We start from the raw sequence: 14,740 nt of genomic DNA, 5'->3' as shown, positions 1-14,740 counted from the left end.
TGTTTTTTATGGATCGTAATCCAAAATTATTATACATTTGTATGATACCTATCAATTATGATTACAAGGAAACAACTAGATTATGCCATCGCAAGGCTTTTTAAAGGCAAAGCCTTTATCGTTTTTGGGCCACGGCAAACTGGAAAAACCACTTTTGTAGAACAGTTATTAGCAAGGGTAAATAAAAAAACACTATACCTAAATGGTGATGATGCAGATGTTAGAGAAACATTAGCTAAGCCCAATGCAAGTCAGATTGCACAAATGCTTGGAGATTATGAGGTGCTATTTTTAGATGAAGCTCAGCGCATAAACGATGTCGGGTTGCTGATAAAGATCATAGTAGATCGTTTTAAAAGTGTTCAGGTAATTGCTACTGGTTCTTCAGCCTTTGAGCTATCAGGTAAAATTAACGAACCTTTAACCGGGCGTAAATATGAAATGATGCTGTTGCCTTTTTCCTATGCAGAATTGGTAAATGCTACAGATTTCATTACAGAAGAGCGATCAATAGAACAGCGTTTAATTTATGGAGCTTATCCTGAAGTAATTAACGATCCTCAAAATGCTGAAGAACATTTAAAATTATTGGCAGATAGTTATTTGTATAAAGATTTATTTGCGCTAGAAGAGGTGAAAAAGCCTTTGCTTTTTGAGAAGATTGTGAAGGCTTTGGCTTTGCAAATAGGAAGTGAGGTTAATTTTTCTGAATTGGCCCAATTGGTTAAAGCCGATCAGAAAACAGTCGATAAATATATTAGTCTGCTCGAAAAATCTTTTGTAGTTTTTACCTTGCCTGCTTTTTCAGGAAACGTGCGTAATGAGATTAAAAAAAATAAGAAAATTTATTTCTATGATACCGGTATCGTAAACGCCATTACTAGAAATTTTAATCCACTAACCAATAGAAACGACGTTGGCGCCTTATTTGAAAATTATATGATTGCAGAACGCATGAAATTTTTACACCAAAATCAAATGGAGGCTGATTGCTTTTTTTGGCGTACGACGCAACAGCAAGAAATAGATTACATTGAAAAAAGCGCTAATAAACTTTTGGCTGTAGAATTTAAATGGAACGAGAGAAGTAAAAATAAAATACCAACTACATTTACTCAGGCTTATCCAGAAGCGGAAGCATTGATCTTGTCTAAAGCAGATAGAGGAGGTTTTTTGAATAATTAGATTACTCAACATAATAATATAGCCCATTTCAATGTTGAAACGGGCCTTATTAATTAAAAATAAATGCTTTCTGGATTAACCTTTATCCTAATATAACCGCTCTCGATTTTTTTTAGGTGAGTACCGTCTCCCCAATATACTGATGCGTTAAATTTTGCTTCAAGGATATATTTGCCCGATTTTAGCTTTTGCAAATTGGTTATCTCAAACTTAGATTGACTTTGTAATTCTGGTTTTAAAAGGGCATGGTAAACTAAACTTGGATATCCATTTGTTTGGAATCCATAATTATCTCCCTGTAATTCTAAAACGATTCCATTTTGTGAATTGTTTCTTTGAAAATCCAATGCAAATTTACGTTCGCCTACGGTAAATAATTCAAGTTTATTTACAGGCATAAACAAAGAAGTTAAATTATTGGCTGGCTGGGCTTGATTCTTATTGTATTTTTTTAAGAAAGATATCGTGATCCCACTTCTATTCTGATCTGAAAATTTAAAAAATCTTCCAAACATAACAGAATCTCTGTCTCCTGATGTGTATTCTTTTTGCTTAACTAAAGAATCTAATTTTTTATTTGGCTCTGCGTTAATTAATCCTCTGGTTATATTTTCCATTTGTATCATTTGATTCCCATCAATGATGTACGATACTGAATCTTTCAACAATTCTAAAGGGTCAGGTTTCTGAACGGTTGGAGGTTCAATTGGCTCTTTTACGGGGTTTTCTTTCTTACAGGCAGAAAGGCACATTAATGCCATAGCAAGCCCTAGAAAATTCTTAATTTTCATATCAATAGTTTTATTTGTGTGTGTTTAAAAATAGTAAAACCTCCTTGCTAAAAAATCAAAAGCTTGGTTATTGATGTAAATAATTTGTGTCTTAAATGTAAAGGGTTGATAACGAATTGATTTAAATCAGAATAAATTCACTATGCTTAAAAAGGAGTAATACCTTTGTTATTCAATTGAAGAAATGAAAAAATACATATTCACATTACTCGCATTAATTCCTTTTTTAGCAAATGCCCAAAACCCTGCCAGGGATTATACTAATGCGGTACTTTGGCAACAAACATCAGGTGAATACAGGGCTTTATGCTTTCAAGCCTATAACTTCGCCCGCTTATCATTAAAAGAAGCTTTATGGGCTGATACCAGTAAAAAGCCAAACTGTATTATTGTTGATATTGATGAAACGGTTTTAGATAATTCTGCTTTTCAAGGTCATGAAATTAAAAAAGGCCTGAGTTATGATGCAAAAGATTGGACCGAATGGACAAGCTTGGCTCGTGCCGATACTGTTCCAGGTGCATTGGCTTTCTTAAAATTTGCCGCATTAAAAAATATCGAAACTTTTTATGTTAGTAACCGGAATGAAAAGGATTATGCTGCTACATTAAAAAACCTTCAGGCATTTGGTTTTCCTTATGCTGATGATGTTCATTTAATGGTTTCAAAAGGAACATCAGATAAAGAAACTCGGCGGCAAAAAATTGCTGATACCCATAATATCTTAATGTTATGTGGTGATAATCTGAGTGATTTCAGTAATATTTTTTATCGGGAAAATAAAAATACAATTGAGCAGGTTAACACGAATCAAACCTTATTTGGAGTTAAATACATTGTATTGCCTAATCCGATGTATGGCGATTGGGAAAAGCCACTATATCAGGGAGAAAAACCAAATGATCAGGATAAAGCAAAACAACGTTTAGAACGATTAAAAAGTTACTAAACTTTATAATTTATTCGTCAATATATATTACTTTTGCTGCATCATAGAAATAAACATTATGGAGAACAACGAATTAAAGCATAATACAGAGAGTATGAAAACGGCAAATCAGCCGGGAATTTATAAACTAATGATTTTTGGTGTACTTGTTGCCATATTAGGTACTTACTTACGTTTCGCATTCGACTCTTGGGTTTTATCTTTGGTTTCATGGATTATCTTATTTATAGGTGCAATTATTGCCATTAAAGGGGTATTCAAAATATTAGACGCATAAAATATTCTCTTTTCAAATATAAAAGCCAATTACGTTAAATACGTGATTGGCTTTTTTGTTGAAGTGGGTTTTTAATTCAAATTTATTTTAAAATATAATTCAGTTCCAATGGCTGCCTCCGCTACTTCTCAAAGTATTAATTCTGTTTATGGAATTTTCTTAAAAAAATCATCAAGAAATAAACGCTTTTACGAGTTGGGTTACCTTAATCTATTTTTTGTATAAAGAGAAAATACGATGTGATAAACTAACCAAAAAACGTCGAAACTTTAAATGGCCATTTGAAGCAAATATTTAAAATGATTATTTTATTAGAACCACAAAATCATGAAAAGGAATATAATTGCTATAGCCATCATTTTAACAATTTTCGGCTGCAACAACGCAAATAAAAACAATGAAAGTGCTGAAGCTAAAGAATTAATGATTGCAACTGATACAGCAGCTCCATTAACCGAACCTAAAATCATCAAAACTGCAGATATGCGGTTTCGCGTAAAAAACGTTCAAAATACAAAAGAGCAGCTAAGTCAAACCATTAAAGCACAAGGTGGCACAGTTGCTGAATTTTCAATCGAAAGCGTTATTCAGGAAACTCAAAAAATTAAACAATCTGTTGATTCCCTTAAAGAAATTACTTCATATCGCACAGAAGGATATCTTGTTGCAAAAGTTCCATCTGAAAAATTAGATGAGTTTACCAATACAGTTGCGAAAATGGCTGTATTTGTTGATAACCAATCCTTAAAGTTGGATGACCAAAGCTTGATCTATTTGGGGAATAGAATGAAGTCGAACAATAGGGTAGAAGCTGTGAATCAGATGAATAAGATCGCAGGCAAGAAAAGCTCAAATGTAGAAACTTCCCTTAATCTTAAAGATGATTATGTAGATAAGAAAGTACAAAATCTATCTATTGATAATCGTGTGAGGTATAGCAACATTACGCTCAAATTTTATCAGGATAATACCATTAAAACAATTCTAGTGGCTAATGATGATATTTATGATTACAAGCCTGCTTTTGGAAACCGATTATGGATGGGCATTATAAATGGATGGACTATATTTAAAGAGCTTATTATTGGTCTGGCTAACATTTGGGCATTAATTTTATTAGGAATTGGCATATTTCTGCTCATCAGGTACTTTATCAGAAAAGATAAAGTTAAGATAGCAGATGCCACCAGAAGTTTGGTTAATAACCAAAGTTAATATGTTGAAATAGCCATAAGTCAACAAGCAGCCTTTTTGATGATTTTTTAATTGCTTTATTTCATAGATCGCTTTCTATATCTGTTAATATTACGCCTAATTGCTTGGAAGATTAATTCATAGATTACATTATACAGCTATGATTGGAACTCCCCTCCTAATTTAGGAGGGGCAGGGGGTGGTTAGCCATTCTGTTGGCAGCCCAATTGATAAACCATAATCTTCCGAACAACTCAGATAATATGCCTACTGGTAGAGATTTATTTCTTAGCCTTTACAGCTAAACCCTTAACCTTAGTTTTATTATCTGTTACAAAAGATTCCCAACCCGAATAGGTTTTAGATTTCCCGCCAGTAGAAATTTTTTGAAATGAATGACAAAGGGCTACGGCTAATCCATCTGTAGCATCTAAAAATTCTGGTGTTTCTTTAAAGTTAAGTAAGCGCTGTAACATGGCTGCCACTTGCTCTTTGGTGGCGTTTCCACTTCCGGTAATTGATTGTTTGATTTTTCGTGGTGAATATTCGGTAACAGAAATATTTCTCGAAAGTGCTGCTGCAATCGCTGTGCCTTGTGCCCGGCCAAGTTTTAAAAGTACTTGTATATTTTTGCCATAAAATGGTGCCTCTATAGCCAAAACATCTGGCTTATATTGATCAATCAGTACAACGGTTTTTTCGAAAATGCGTTGAAGCTTAAGAAATGGATCATCTAGATGTGTCATTTTTACAACACCCATGCTGATTAATTCTGTTTTATTTCCTTTTTCTAAAATGATACCATAGCCCATCACCGCCGTGCCGGGATCTATGCCCATAATTACCCGTTCCTTTTTTTCATTCAACATTACAGCAATATTAAGCATATTTGCAAACTAAAATGATAATCTTGACAGACAAGAATAAAAAAACATTATCTATTGTAATTAAGGCGGCTATTGTTGTTTTTGCTTTCTGGTTTATTTACCATAAGCTTGTGGCCAATAAAAACCTGAGTAATTTTAAAACACTTTTAACTGATATCCCGCAGATAGAAATCATTTTCATCATTGGTTTAGTATTACTGTTGATGTTGGTCAATTGGCTTCTAGAGGCGGCCAAATGGAAAAGGTTAATGAATCATATCGAAAACATTAGCTTCTACCGGGCAATAGAGTCAGTATTTTGTGGCTTAACATTGGCTATATTTACGCCAAACCGTTTAGGAGAATATGGTGGACGCGTTTTCTTTCTCTCTCCGAAAAGACGAATTGTAGGGATTGTAGCCATGACGGTTGGAAATATTGGTCAATTGGTACTCACCAATGTATTCGGTGCTATTGCAGCGTGCTTTTTCGTTTATCAGTTTGTACCTATAGATAATCTATTCTTCACCGCACTTGTGGTTTTTGCTTCAATGTTTTGCCTGTTTTTTATCGTCTTTTATTTCAATATTCATTGGTTAAATGGGATCTTATTATCCTTTAAGTTTACCAGGAAATATAAAAAGTTCTATAGTATTTTAGGTCGATACAGAAAAGCTGAACTTTTTAAAATAATACTTTTTTGTCTGGCCCGTTATTTAGTTTTTAGCTCTCAATATTTCATTCTGTTTGCCTGGCTTATTCCTGGTTTACATTATCTGGACATCGTAATGATGACTTGCTTATTGTTCTTTATTCAATCTGCATTACCCTCTTTAGATCTCTTTGATGTTGGGATCAGAAGCATTACTGCAGTGGAATTGTTTAAGCACATTACAGATCAACACGTGGCAGTGATTGCTTGCACGGCAAGTATTTGGCTGATAAATATTATTATTCCTGCTATATTAGGCACATATTTCGTTTTTAAACTCAATTTTTTTGGAATTTCTAAATCTCACTAATCTATTATCCGCTGTATTGACTCTGGTTTATGGTTTTCTGGTACTCACTTTTCTAAGAGGCTGGCATAAATTAGTCAATTTTCATCCGAATAAAAGCACACCTATAACGAAGGTATCGATTATTGTAGCTGCACGTGATGAAGAACAAAATATCACCGGAACAATTGAGGATCTGGTTGCTCAAAATTATCCAAAGCATTTAACGGAAATTATTTTTATTGATGATCATTCAACCGATCGAACAGCTGAGATTGTATTAAGCTATGCAGATCAGGGAGTGAAATTAATCAAGCTGAACGAGGACCGGGCACTTAATTCTTATAAGAAAAAAGCCATTCAAACTGCTATAGGGACTTGTTCGGGTGATTTTATCATTACCACTGATGCAGATTGCCGAATGGGCGAAAACTGGTTAGCTACTATTATAAATTATTATGAAACGCAGCATTACAAAATGATCTCCTCGCCAGTGGCTTATTTTGAGGAAAAAAGCTTTTTTGAACGTTTGCAATCCTTGGAGTTTCTTTATTTGATCGGCTTAGGTGCATCAACGATAGGCAATAAGCAACCGTCAACATGTAATGGCGCTAATTTAGCTTATGAGAAAAAAACTTTTTATGAGGTTGGTGGCTTTCAGGGGATTGATGACCTGGCTTCTGGTGATGATGAGCTTTTACTTCACAAAATTGCTGCTAAATATCCTGATCAAATCGGTTTTCTGAAAAACCGAGCTGTGATTGTGTATACTCATGCAAAGGAAAATCTTCAGTCGTTTCTCCAGCAGCGGAAAAGATGGGCATCAAAAAGCACCCGATATAAGAATAAAGCCATTATTGTTCTAGGGGTTTTTGTCTGGGTTTTTAATGTAAGTATTTTAGCAAATTTTATTGCGGGCTTATTTATTCCAGGACTTTTATTAGTTACAAGTTATCAGTTGGTAATTAAATTGGTTCTGGAAAGCTTATTTTTATGGGATGTTACTGGCTTCGCAAAGAGACGAAGCCTGCTTTTATTAACGCCGGTTTTAACTGTTTTACATATTTTTTATATGGTTTATATTGGCATCGCGGGAAATAGCGGTAAATACAATTGGAAAGGTAGAATGGTTAGGTAATGGATAACAGCCCCTCGAGAAAAGTCTGGTTAAAATTTAAACGGAATAAGTTTGCATTTGCAGGATTAATTTTTATTCTGTTATTAATGGCAATGGGGATTTTAGGATACCTCATTACGCCCATAGATTCTCCAGATGCAAACACGCAAATGGTTCAGATCAGCAAAGTGCCTCCGGGGAGTAAATTCACGTTTCTGATTATCCAAAAATATCCAAATGTAGAAAAGGTAAATTTTCTCCAAAAAATGCTGTATGGGCAAAAGCCACAATTTAAAAGCATCCCGATAACATCTTACAAAATTATTAATAATCAGGTTTTAGTTCATGAGTATATTGGAAAGGAAGAAACCAGTAAAGAATCAGTTTACAGTCTGAAAGAACTTTGTGCCAATTGCGCCATTCCAAGTAAGGAGGGAACACCTGAACAGCGCTTTGAAAAAACGAACATCTACAAACAAAAGTTTCTTTTTGGCACAGATATATATGGACGGGATTTATTAAGTCGGTTAATCTTGGGCATCCGTGTTTCTTTATCTGTGGGATTAATGGCCGTATTCATCTCCCTTTTTATAGGGATCAGTTTAGGTGCTATTGCTGGTTATTTTGGGGGTAAAGTTGATGATGCTATTAGCTGGTTCATGAATGTGGTTTGGTCATTGCCCTCATTATTGTTGGTTATCGCCATTTCTTTTGCCTTAGGAAAGGGTTTCTGGCAGATCTTTATTGCCGTAGGTTTATCAACCTGGGTAGATGTGGCCAGGCTTGTTCGTGGTCAGGTGATGGCCTTAAAAGAAGTAGAGTTTGTAGAAGCGGCCAGGGCCCTTGGCTTTAGCACAAGCAGAACAATTATTAAACACATTTTACCCAACATTGCGGGACCTATTTTAGTAGTGGCTTCATCAAATTTTGCATCTGCTATTTTACTTGAAACTGGCTTGAGCTTTTTAGGCTTTGGTGCCCAGCCGCCAATGCCAAGTTGGGGCGGCATGATTAAGGAGCACTATGGATACATTATTATGGATGCAGCTTATTTAGCTGTTTTGCCAGGATTAGCGATCATGTTTACTGTTTATGCCTTTAATGTGTTAGCAATTGGCTTAAGAGATGCTTTTGATGTGAAAGGGCAGAATGTTACGGTGTAAGACTATGATTTTCTTGATTAAATGATAGCTATGATTCTTTAGTGATGTAAAAATATAGGATTACTTTTTTGATTAAATGATTGCTTAGGATATGATTGTTTGATTAAATGATAGCTATGATTTATAAGGATGTAATAGAATAAGTTATAATTTTTTTGATTATTAGATTACTATTATTCAATAATTCTAACTTCATTAGTTTAGATCATAAGTCTTTTCCAAATCATAGTTTTGTACCTGGTTTCATCACCCGTTTAAACTGCAAACTTCTGCAACCAAAATTAATCAGTAAGCCAATTTTAAAACCTGATGCTTCTAAGTAATTTATTGCTTGAGCCAAGTGAGCATCATCCAGTAAAATTACGGCTTTCAACTCGACCATAATTTTATTTTCAACAAACAGATCAACCCTCCGTTTACCAAGAAAATGGCCTTTATAGTAAATGCTCATTTCATGTTCTTGTACGAAATTTATGCCCTGATTATTTAATTCTATAGCAAAAGCTTTCTGATAAATCTTTTCTTGAAAACCATTACCTAAAGCTTTGTGTACTTCCATCGCACAGCCGATTATCTTTCCAGTTAATTCGCTTTCAGCATATTGAGTATCAATCATCACTTTTAAATTATAGTCAACTACAAATTAGATAAAATATTACAGGTATTTATCTTTAGGAGTTATCTTTGTATAATAATTGAGATCTATAATAGTGCTAATTAATCATAATGCTTATTGAATCATAGTAGGTTGTTTAATTATAGTGTTCATTAAATCACTATAAATCATAGTAGGTTGTTTAATCATAGTACTCATTAAATCATAATAAATCACAGTAGATGTTATTAAGTTGTTACCAGGAAGAATTTTTAGAGGCAGGTTGTGATGAAGCGGGAAGAGGTTGCTTAGCCGGACCTGTATTCGCGGCGGCTGTTATTCTCCCGAAAGGTTTTTGTTTGGAAGGGTTAAATGATTCTAAGCAGTTAAGCCACAATCAACGTGATTTGTTACGCCCGATAATTGAGAAGGAAGCTTTGGCCTGGGCAGTAGCTTCTTGTGATCATGAAGAGATTGATCAGATCAATATTCTTAATGCATCCTTTTTGGCAATGCATCGTGCTATAGAGAAGTTGCACACTCAACCACAATATTTAGTTATTGATGGAAACCGTTTTAAGGCCTATCCTCAAATTCCGCATTGCTGCATTATAAAAGGCGATGGCAAATATTTAAATATTGCAGCCGCTTCTATATTGGCAAAAACACATCGTGATGAATTTATGGCCAATTTGCATACCGATTATCCTCATTATAACTGGCAAAAGAATAAAGGCTATCCAACCATTGCACACCGAAAAGCCGTGATGGAAATAGGGCTTTCTCCGTTTCACAGAAAAACATTTAATGTTCGCGATCCGCAATTAGATTTGTTTACAAAAAACGTTTAAAATTTAGTATTTTCACGGCATTGTGAAGATCTTATTAATAACTAAGCGGGTTCCTTTTCCGCCAAATAGTGGTTATCCGATTGTGGTATATAACACCATGAAAGGTCTACTGCATCTTGGTGCAGATATTACCTTGTTCAGTTTGAATCCATCAAAAGGAAAGATTGATATTGAAGATATTTACGATCCCGTTTTTGAAAAGATCAAGCATCATACAGTTGATTTAGATACAGATGTAAATGTTTGGTCTGCCTTTTTCAATATTTTCACCAATCAGTCTTATAACGTTTCCAGGTTTTATAGTGATGAGGCTGGTCGTCAACTCGAAAATATACTTCGTGAAAATGTTTTCGATATCATTCAGTTTGAAGGGCTTTTTGTAGTTCCCTATCTGGATATTGTTAAAGCAAATAGCGCTGCCAAACTCATTTATAGGGCACACAATATTGAGTTTACTTTGTGGGAACGTTTAGCTCATTCTGAAACTTTTTTATTGCGTAGGAAATATCTCGCCTTTCTTGCGCAGCGATTAAAGGCTTATGAAACGGATCAAATTAATCGCTTTCATCAAATTTTCGCCATCAGTGAGCCCGATAGGCAGAGTATTCTCAGGTTTGGATGTGAAGTGCCCATGACTGTTTTTCCGGTAGCCATTGATTTGGATAGGTATAAGGTAGATAAAACCAAGACTAGCTTTCCGACATTATTTCATCTCGGCGCAATGGATTGGCGGCCAAATCAGGAAGGCCTGGAGTGGTTTCTGGATGACATCTGGCCTGATATTGAAAAGTTAAATAAGGATTTGCGTTTTTATATTGCAGGCAAAAATATGCAGCGGCATTTCTTTGAATATGATTCAGAAAACCTGATTGTGGAAGGTGAAGTATTTGATGCCGTAGATTTTATGAATTCGAAGGCCATTATGATTGTACCTCTAATTTCCGGAACGGGAATGCGGGTAAAAATTATTGAAGGCATGGCCATGAAAAAATGTGTTATTGCCACCACCATCGCAGCAGAAGGTATAAACTATAAACATGGATATGATATTTTGATAGCAGATTCTGCGGATGAATTTTATCGTTCTATTTTACAATGTATCATTAACCCTAAACGTTGGATGGAGATTGGTGAAAATGCCCGTAAAACGGTAGAAACTGATCATGGTGTTTATTTAATTTCATCTAAAATGATTGAAATTTATAAAGAGTTGATCAGTACTTAAGGTATTCATATATCTCTTATCATCATTAAAGTTTTAGCAAGCCTCGAAATGCCCTGGCGGCATAATAAGATTGTGCACCATTGTGGTAAACAAAAACAGTATCATATCGAAAATCAGCAAAAAGTGCACCACCAAGTTTCCTAATCTTTTCGGGCGTTTTAATCCAGCTTGATGTTTTCTCATCAAACCTTCCTAGTGTCTGTAAATATTGGTATTGTTCTTCTGATAGGAGCTCAATTCCCATTTCTGAGGCTAAATCAACCACATTGTGCTGTGGCTTGTTCTCTTTTCTGGCATCCAGTGCTTCACGATCATAACATAAGCTTCTGCGACCTTTTGGACTTTCAGGTGAGCAATCCATAAAGTGGTATTCATCAGAGGTGGTATCGAACAAAACTACATCTGGTTCTCCGCCTGTTTCTTCCATCTCATTGAGCGACCATAGCTTTTGTGGATTTGCACTTAACCTGGTTTCTATATCAACCCAGTTCAAATCCGCATGTCGTTTCGTGTTTGCAGTGAAACGATTTTTCAGTATGTTGATTAGTACTACTGCTCGCTCTGGTGTTAATTTTGTTCCGGTACTCATAATAGGTTTATATTTATTTTGAATTTACGAAAGAATATACATTTTCAGCAATTTGATTTCTATTTTACTAATATTTGAGTAACCATCAGTATGAAAACAGTTATGTATCTTCCGAAATTAGACATTAAACATTGCTGTTTTCTTAGTACTTTTGCGGCAAATAAAGATTCGCATGAACAATACGGCATTAACAGAAAAACACATCGCTTTAGGCGCTAAAATGGTTCCATTCGCAGGCTATAATATGCCTGTTACTTACGAAGGCATTAATGCAGAACATGCAACTGTGCGTAACGGGGTTGGTGTTTTTGATGTAAGCCATATGGGTGAATTCATTTTAAAAGGTGAAAATGCTTTAGATTTAATTCAAAGGGTAACTAGTAATGATGCTTCAAAATTATATGATGGAAAAGTTCAATACTCTTGTTTACCAAACCAAGATGGTGGAATTGTTGATGATCTTTTGGTTTATCGTATAGATGAAAAAACCTATATGCTGGTGGTGAATGCATCAAATATAGAAAAAGACTGGAACTGGATTCAGCAGTTTAATACCCGTGATGTGGAAATGCATAATATATCTGATCAAACATCTTTATTGGCCATTCAGGGTCCAAAAGCTGCCGATGCATTACAAACTTTAACTGATGTAGATTTAGCATCAATGGAGTATTATACTTTCGTTAAGGGAACATTTGCAGGTGTTGATAATGTAGTGATCTCAGCAACGGGTTATACAGGCGCTGGTGGTTTTGAAATTTACTTTGAAAATGAACATGCTGACAAAATCTGGGACGCTATTTTTGAGGCAGGTAAAGCGCAGAACATTAAACCTATCGGTTTGGGCGCTCGTGATACCTTGCGTTTAGAAATGGGTTTCTGTTTATATGGAAATGATATTGACGATACCACTTCGCCAATTGAAGCCGGTTTGGGTTGGATTACTAAATTCTCTAAATCTTTTACCAATTCTGAAGCTTTGCAAGCACAGAAAGAGGCAGGTATTCAAAAGAAACTGGTAGGTTTTGAAATGATCGACCGTGGTATTCCACGTCATGATTATGAAATAGCTGATGCTGAAGGAAATATTATTGGTAAAGTGACTTCCGGAACGCAAGCACCTTCTTTGCAAAAGGCAATAGGCATGGGCTACGTTACAAAAGATTTTTCAAAAGAAGGAACAGAAATTTTCATTAACATCCGCAATACGCCTATCAAAGCTAAAGTGGTTAAATTTCCTTTTTATAAATAGATTTGAGACAGTAGACGTGAGATTTGAGAACTATACTTAAATCTCATGTCGCAAATCTCAATACTCAAATCTCAAAGTATGTCTAAAAAAATAGAAGTTTGTTTAACACCGGCCTTAATCGATTTATACGATATAGAAGAAAGTATCGTAGTGGTGATTGATATTTTAAGGGCTACATCATCTATAACTTATGGTATAAACAATGGTGCTGAAGCCATTATTCCGGTAGCCAATGTGGAAGATTGTTTAACTTATGCCGATAAAGGTTATTTGCTAGCTGCAGAACGGAATGGGGAAGTGGTAACAGGTTATGATTTCGGGAACTCACCTTTTTCTTATACAAAAGAAAAAGTGGGAGGCAAAACGGTTGTATTGACGACAACTAATGGAACCAAAGCACTTTACCTGGCACAAAAACGTGCCTATCAGGTTGTAATTGGTTCATTCCTTAATCTGGATTCACTTTGTTCCTATTTAAAAAGTCAGGATAAAAATGTATTGTTATTATGTGCCGGCTGGAAGGATCAGTTTAATCTAGAAGATACTTTATTTGCTGGGGCGGTGGTAGGTCAACTCCGCCAGCATTTTAATCACTTTGATGATTCTAGTGTAGCCGCTGAAGATTTGTATGCTTTAGCAAAAGATGATTTAAGGAAATACTTACACAAGTCATCTCATAGCAATCGCCTGGCGCAGCTTAATATAGAAGAAGATGTTGTTTTCTGTTTACAAATGAATATTTGTGAGGCAATCCCTGTATTAGTAGGTGAAAAGCTAATCGCTTTAAATGCATAGAAAGATTAAACAGCTCTACCAGGTTAACTTTAATAGAGCTGTTTCATTTATAAATGATGGCCAATTTATTTTGTGATTAGCTGAGAAATTATCGGGTTGTTTTTGATCGTAATTAAAGCTTCTTCATGTGCCAACCAGTAAATATCTTCAGCACGTTTCATATCAAATGTGCTAATGGCTCCAAGGCCTTTTGGTTCAATAAGTACATTACAAAACTTTGCTTTTCTTTCCATATCATGGTTTATAGACATAATACCGGCTCGTCCCATTAAATTGGTGATACCAGTAATTTTATCTACCGGCTTGAGGTGATTACATGATGAACCGATAATGAAATCACAGTCTTCCATTAAAGGTTCAACTGGGAAATTATTTAAAATTCCGCCATCAACGTACATCTGTCCATCAATCATAATGGGTTTAAAAATACCTGGAATACAGCTCGATGCCTGTATGGCCCTGATTAATGGTCCTTTTGTAAAATATACCAGACGGCCTTCGCTAAAATTTACCGCAGCAATGGTTAAAGGGATTTTAAGGGTTTCAATCGTATTTTCCGGAAAATATTCCTTCAGAATGAGAGAGGTGTTTTCAATATTAATCAGGCCTAGTGAGCCAACAGCAGGGCGAATAAATCGCCATAATTTTGTTTTAAGAAAAATACTTAGTCCTTCTTCAGGATCTATTCCAGCAGCGAAAAAAGCACCAGCAATGGCGCCCGCACTGGTACCACTGATGTGGCTAAAAGTAATGCCTAAATTGCTAAATGCTTTTAAAATGCCTAAATGAGCAATACCTCTTATTCCTCCTCCTGATAAAACGATGCCGACTTTCATAAAATTGTTTAAGATTAATGGCTCAATGGATGGTTAGATGACTAAATTGAATAATTG

Annotated in this window: 16 protein-coding genes; 11 read left to right on the top strand and 5 right to left on the bottom strand. The window is 35.2% G+C overall.

What is annotated here, in order from left to right:
• The first annotated feature begins 57 nt into the window (after positions 1–57).
• On the top strand, positions 58–1,185 hold the full coding sequence (locus EV200_RS14205; RefSeq protein WP_132533741.1) for an ATP-binding protein: 1,128 nt from the start codon (positions 58–60) through the stop codon (positions 1,183–1,185).
• Positions 1,186–1,238: 53 nt separating this feature from the next.
• On the opposite strand, the gene EV200_RS14200 is transcribed toward EV200_RS14205, so the two are convergent.
• Complete coding sequence (locus EV200_RS14200; RefSeq protein ID WP_132533739.1) at positions 1,239–1,976, bottom strand: hypothetical protein; 738 nt, start codon at positions 1,974–1,976, stop codon at positions 1,239–1,241.
• Between the two features lie 184 nt (positions 1,977–2,160).
• On the opposite strand from EV200_RS14200, the gene EV200_RS14195 reads away from it, so the two are divergent.
• The 3 genes from EV200_RS14195 (at position 2,161) to EV200_RS14185 (ending at position 4,417) form a co-directional block, all read left to right on the top strand.
• Complete coding sequence (locus EV200_RS14195; protein WP_132533737.1) at positions 2,161–2,925, top strand: 5'-nucleotidase, lipoprotein e(P4) family; 765 nt, start codon at positions 2,161–2,163, stop codon at positions 2,923–2,925.
• Positions 2,926–2,983: 58 nt separating this feature from the next.
• Complete coding sequence (locus EV200_RS14190; RefSeq protein WP_029287390.1) at positions 2,984–3,202, top strand: hypothetical protein; 219 nt, start codon at positions 2,984–2,986, stop codon at positions 3,200–3,202.
• Positions 3,203–3,529: 327 nt separating this feature from the next.
• Positions 3,530–4,417 carry a DUF4349 domain-containing protein gene (locus tag EV200_RS14185; RefSeq protein ID WP_132533734.1) on the top strand — a complete coding sequence of 296 codons (888 nt, stop codon included), beginning with the start codon at positions 3,530–3,532 and terminating at the stop codon, positions 4,415–4,417.
• Between the two features lie 260 nt (positions 4,418–4,677).
• On the opposite strand, the gene ruvC is transcribed toward EV200_RS14185, so the two are convergent.
• Complete coding sequence (gene ruvC / locus EV200_RS14180) at positions 4,678–5,265, bottom strand: crossover junction endodeoxyribonuclease RuvC (protein ID WP_132534128.1); 588 nt, start codon at positions 5,263–5,265, stop codon at positions 4,678–4,680.
• A gap of 41 nt (positions 5,266–5,306) precedes the next feature.
• On the opposite strand from ruvC, the gene EV200_RS14175 reads away from it, so the two are divergent.
• Genes EV200_RS14175 through EV200_RS14165 form a run of 3 tightly spaced genes read left to right on the top strand, consistent with a single transcriptional unit; the run spans position 5,307 to position 8,540 of the window.
• The gene (locus EV200_RS14175; protein ID WP_132533732.1) at positions 5,307–6,284 is read left to right on the top strand and encodes a lysylphosphatidylglycerol synthase domain-containing protein; all 978 of its coding nucleotides are present in this window, start codon (positions 5,307–5,309) and stop codon (positions 6,282–6,284) included.
• Positions 6,262–7,398 (top strand): glycosyltransferase family 2 protein, encoded by a 1,137-nt coding sequence (locus tag EV200_RS14170; protein ID WP_132533730.1) that lies wholly within the window; start codon positions 6,262–6,264, stop codon positions 7,396–7,398. The genes EV200_RS14175 and EV200_RS14170 overlap by 23 nt, the downstream gene beginning before the upstream one ends.
• The gene (locus EV200_RS14165; protein ID WP_132533728.1) at positions 7,398–8,540 is read left to right on the top strand and encodes an ABC transporter permease; all 1,143 of its coding nucleotides are present in this window, start codon (positions 7,398–7,400) and stop codon (positions 8,538–8,540) included. Before EV200_RS14170 ends, EV200_RS14165 begins: the two co-directional genes overlap by 1 nt.
• Before the next feature lie 223 nt (positions 8,541–8,763).
• Here the strand turns inward: EV200_RS14165 and EV200_RS14160 are convergent, their stop codons facing one another.
• Positions 8,764–9,156, bottom strand: coding sequence for a GxxExxY protein (locus tag EV200_RS14160; RefSeq protein ID WP_132533726.1), 393 nt, complete (start codon positions 9,154–9,156; stop codon positions 8,764–8,766).
• A gap of 221 nt (positions 9,157–9,377) precedes the next feature.
• Here EV200_RS14160 and EV200_RS14155 point away from each other — a divergent pair, with 221 nt between their 5' ends.
• On the top strand, positions 9,378–9,986 hold the full coding sequence (locus tag EV200_RS14155) for a ribonuclease HII (RefSeq protein ID WP_132533723.1): 609 nt from the start codon (positions 9,378–9,380) through the stop codon (positions 9,984–9,986).
• Between the two features lie 22 nt (positions 9,987–10,008).
• Positions 10,009–11,211: a glycosyltransferase family 4 protein gene (locus EV200_RS14150; protein ID WP_132533721.1), complete on the top strand. Its 1,203-nt coding sequence runs from the start codon at positions 10,009–10,011 to the stop codon at positions 11,209–11,211.
• Between the two features lie 25 nt (positions 11,212–11,236).
• On the opposite strand, the gene EV200_RS14145 is transcribed toward EV200_RS14150, so the two are convergent.
• Positions 11,237–11,800 carry a DUF4256 domain-containing protein gene (locus tag EV200_RS14145; protein WP_132533719.1) on the bottom strand — a complete coding sequence of 188 codons (564 nt, stop codon included), beginning with the start codon at positions 11,798–11,800 and terminating at the stop codon, positions 11,237–11,239.
• Between the two features lie 172 nt (positions 11,801–11,972).
• Between EV200_RS14145 and gcvT the strand changes: the two genes are divergently transcribed.
• Together gcvT and EV200_RS14135 are read left to right on the top strand one after the other, a co-directional pair.
• Positions 11,973–13,052, top strand: coding sequence for a glycine cleavage system aminomethyltransferase GcvT (gene gcvT / locus EV200_RS14140; RefSeq protein ID WP_132533716.1), 1,080 nt, complete (start codon positions 11,973–11,975; stop codon positions 13,050–13,052).
• A 78-nt stretch (positions 13,053–13,130) separates the two neighbouring features.
• Positions 13,131–13,847, top strand: a complete 717-nt coding sequence (locus EV200_RS14135; protein ID WP_132533714.1) for a 2-phosphosulfolactate phosphatase — start codon at positions 13,131–13,133, stop codon at positions 13,845–13,847.
• A 65-nt stretch (positions 13,848–13,912) separates the two neighbouring features.
• Here EV200_RS14135 and EV200_RS14130 read toward each other — a convergent pair whose 3' ends face one another.
• On the bottom strand, positions 13,913–14,683 hold the full coding sequence (locus EV200_RS14130) for a patatin-like phospholipase family protein (protein WP_132533712.1): 771 nt from the start codon (positions 14,681–14,683) through the stop codon (positions 13,913–13,915).
• Positions 14,684–14,740 lie beyond the last annotated feature (57 nt).

Origin of the sequence: Pedobacter psychrotolerans (genome assembly GCF_004340665.1) — a bacterium.
GTDB lineage: Bacteria > Bacteroidota > Bacteroidia > Sphingobacteriales > Sphingobacteriaceae > Pedobacter > Pedobacter psychrotolerans.
The sequence above is the reverse complement of the archived record's forward strand: the minus strand, read 5'-3'. Positions and strand labels throughout refer to the sequence as shown.

Excerpts from the sequence above, each read along its gene's own strand:
- EV200_RS14205 (WP_132533741.1), top strand. The coding sequence starts at position 58 with ATGATTACAAGGAAACAACTAGATTATGCCATCGCAAGGCTTTTTAAA.
- EV200_RS14200 (WP_132533739.1), bottom strand. The coding sequence starts at position 1,976 with ATGAAAATTAAGAATTTTCTAGGGCTTGCTATGGCATTAATGTGCCTT.
- EV200_RS14195 (WP_132533737.1), top strand. The coding sequence starts at position 2,161 with ATGAAAAAATACATATTCACATTACTCGCATTAATTCCTTTTTTAGCA.
- EV200_RS14190 (WP_029287390.1), top strand. The coding sequence starts at position 2,984 with ATGGAGAACAACGAATTAAAGCATAATACAGAGAGTATGAAAACGGCA.
- EV200_RS14185 (WP_132533734.1), top strand. The coding sequence starts at position 3,530 with ATGAAAAGGAATATAATTGCTATAGCCATCATTTTAACAATTTTCGGC.
- ruvC (WP_132534128.1), bottom strand. The coding sequence starts at position 5,265 with ATGTTGAATGAAAAAAAGGAACGGGTAATTATGGGCATAGATCCCGGC.
- EV200_RS14165 (WP_132533728.1), top strand. The coding sequence starts at position 7,398 with ATGGATAACAGCCCCTCGAGAAAAGTCTGGTTAAAATTTAAACGGAAT.
- EV200_RS14160 (WP_132533726.1), bottom strand. The coding sequence starts at position 9,156 with ATGATTGATACTCAATATGCTGAAAGCGAATTAACTGGAAAGATAATC.
- EV200_RS14155 (WP_132533723.1), top strand. The coding sequence starts at position 9,378 with ATGTTATTAAGTTGTTACCAGGAAGAATTTTTAGAGGCAGGTTGTGAT.
- EV200_RS14145 (WP_132533719.1), bottom strand. The coding sequence starts at position 11,800 with ATGAGTACCGGAACAAAATTAACACCAGAGCGAGCAGTAGTACTAATC.
- gcvT (WP_132533716.1), top strand. The coding sequence starts at position 11,973 with ATGAACAATACGGCATTAACAGAAAAACACATCGCTTTAGGCGCTAAA.
- EV200_RS14135 (WP_132533714.1), top strand. The coding sequence starts at position 13,131 with ATGTCTAAAAAAATAGAAGTTTGTTTAACACCGGCCTTAATCGATTTA.
- EV200_RS14130 (WP_132533712.1), bottom strand. The coding sequence starts at position 14,683 with ATGAAAGTCGGCATCGTTTTATCAGGAGGAGGAATAAGAGGTATTGCT.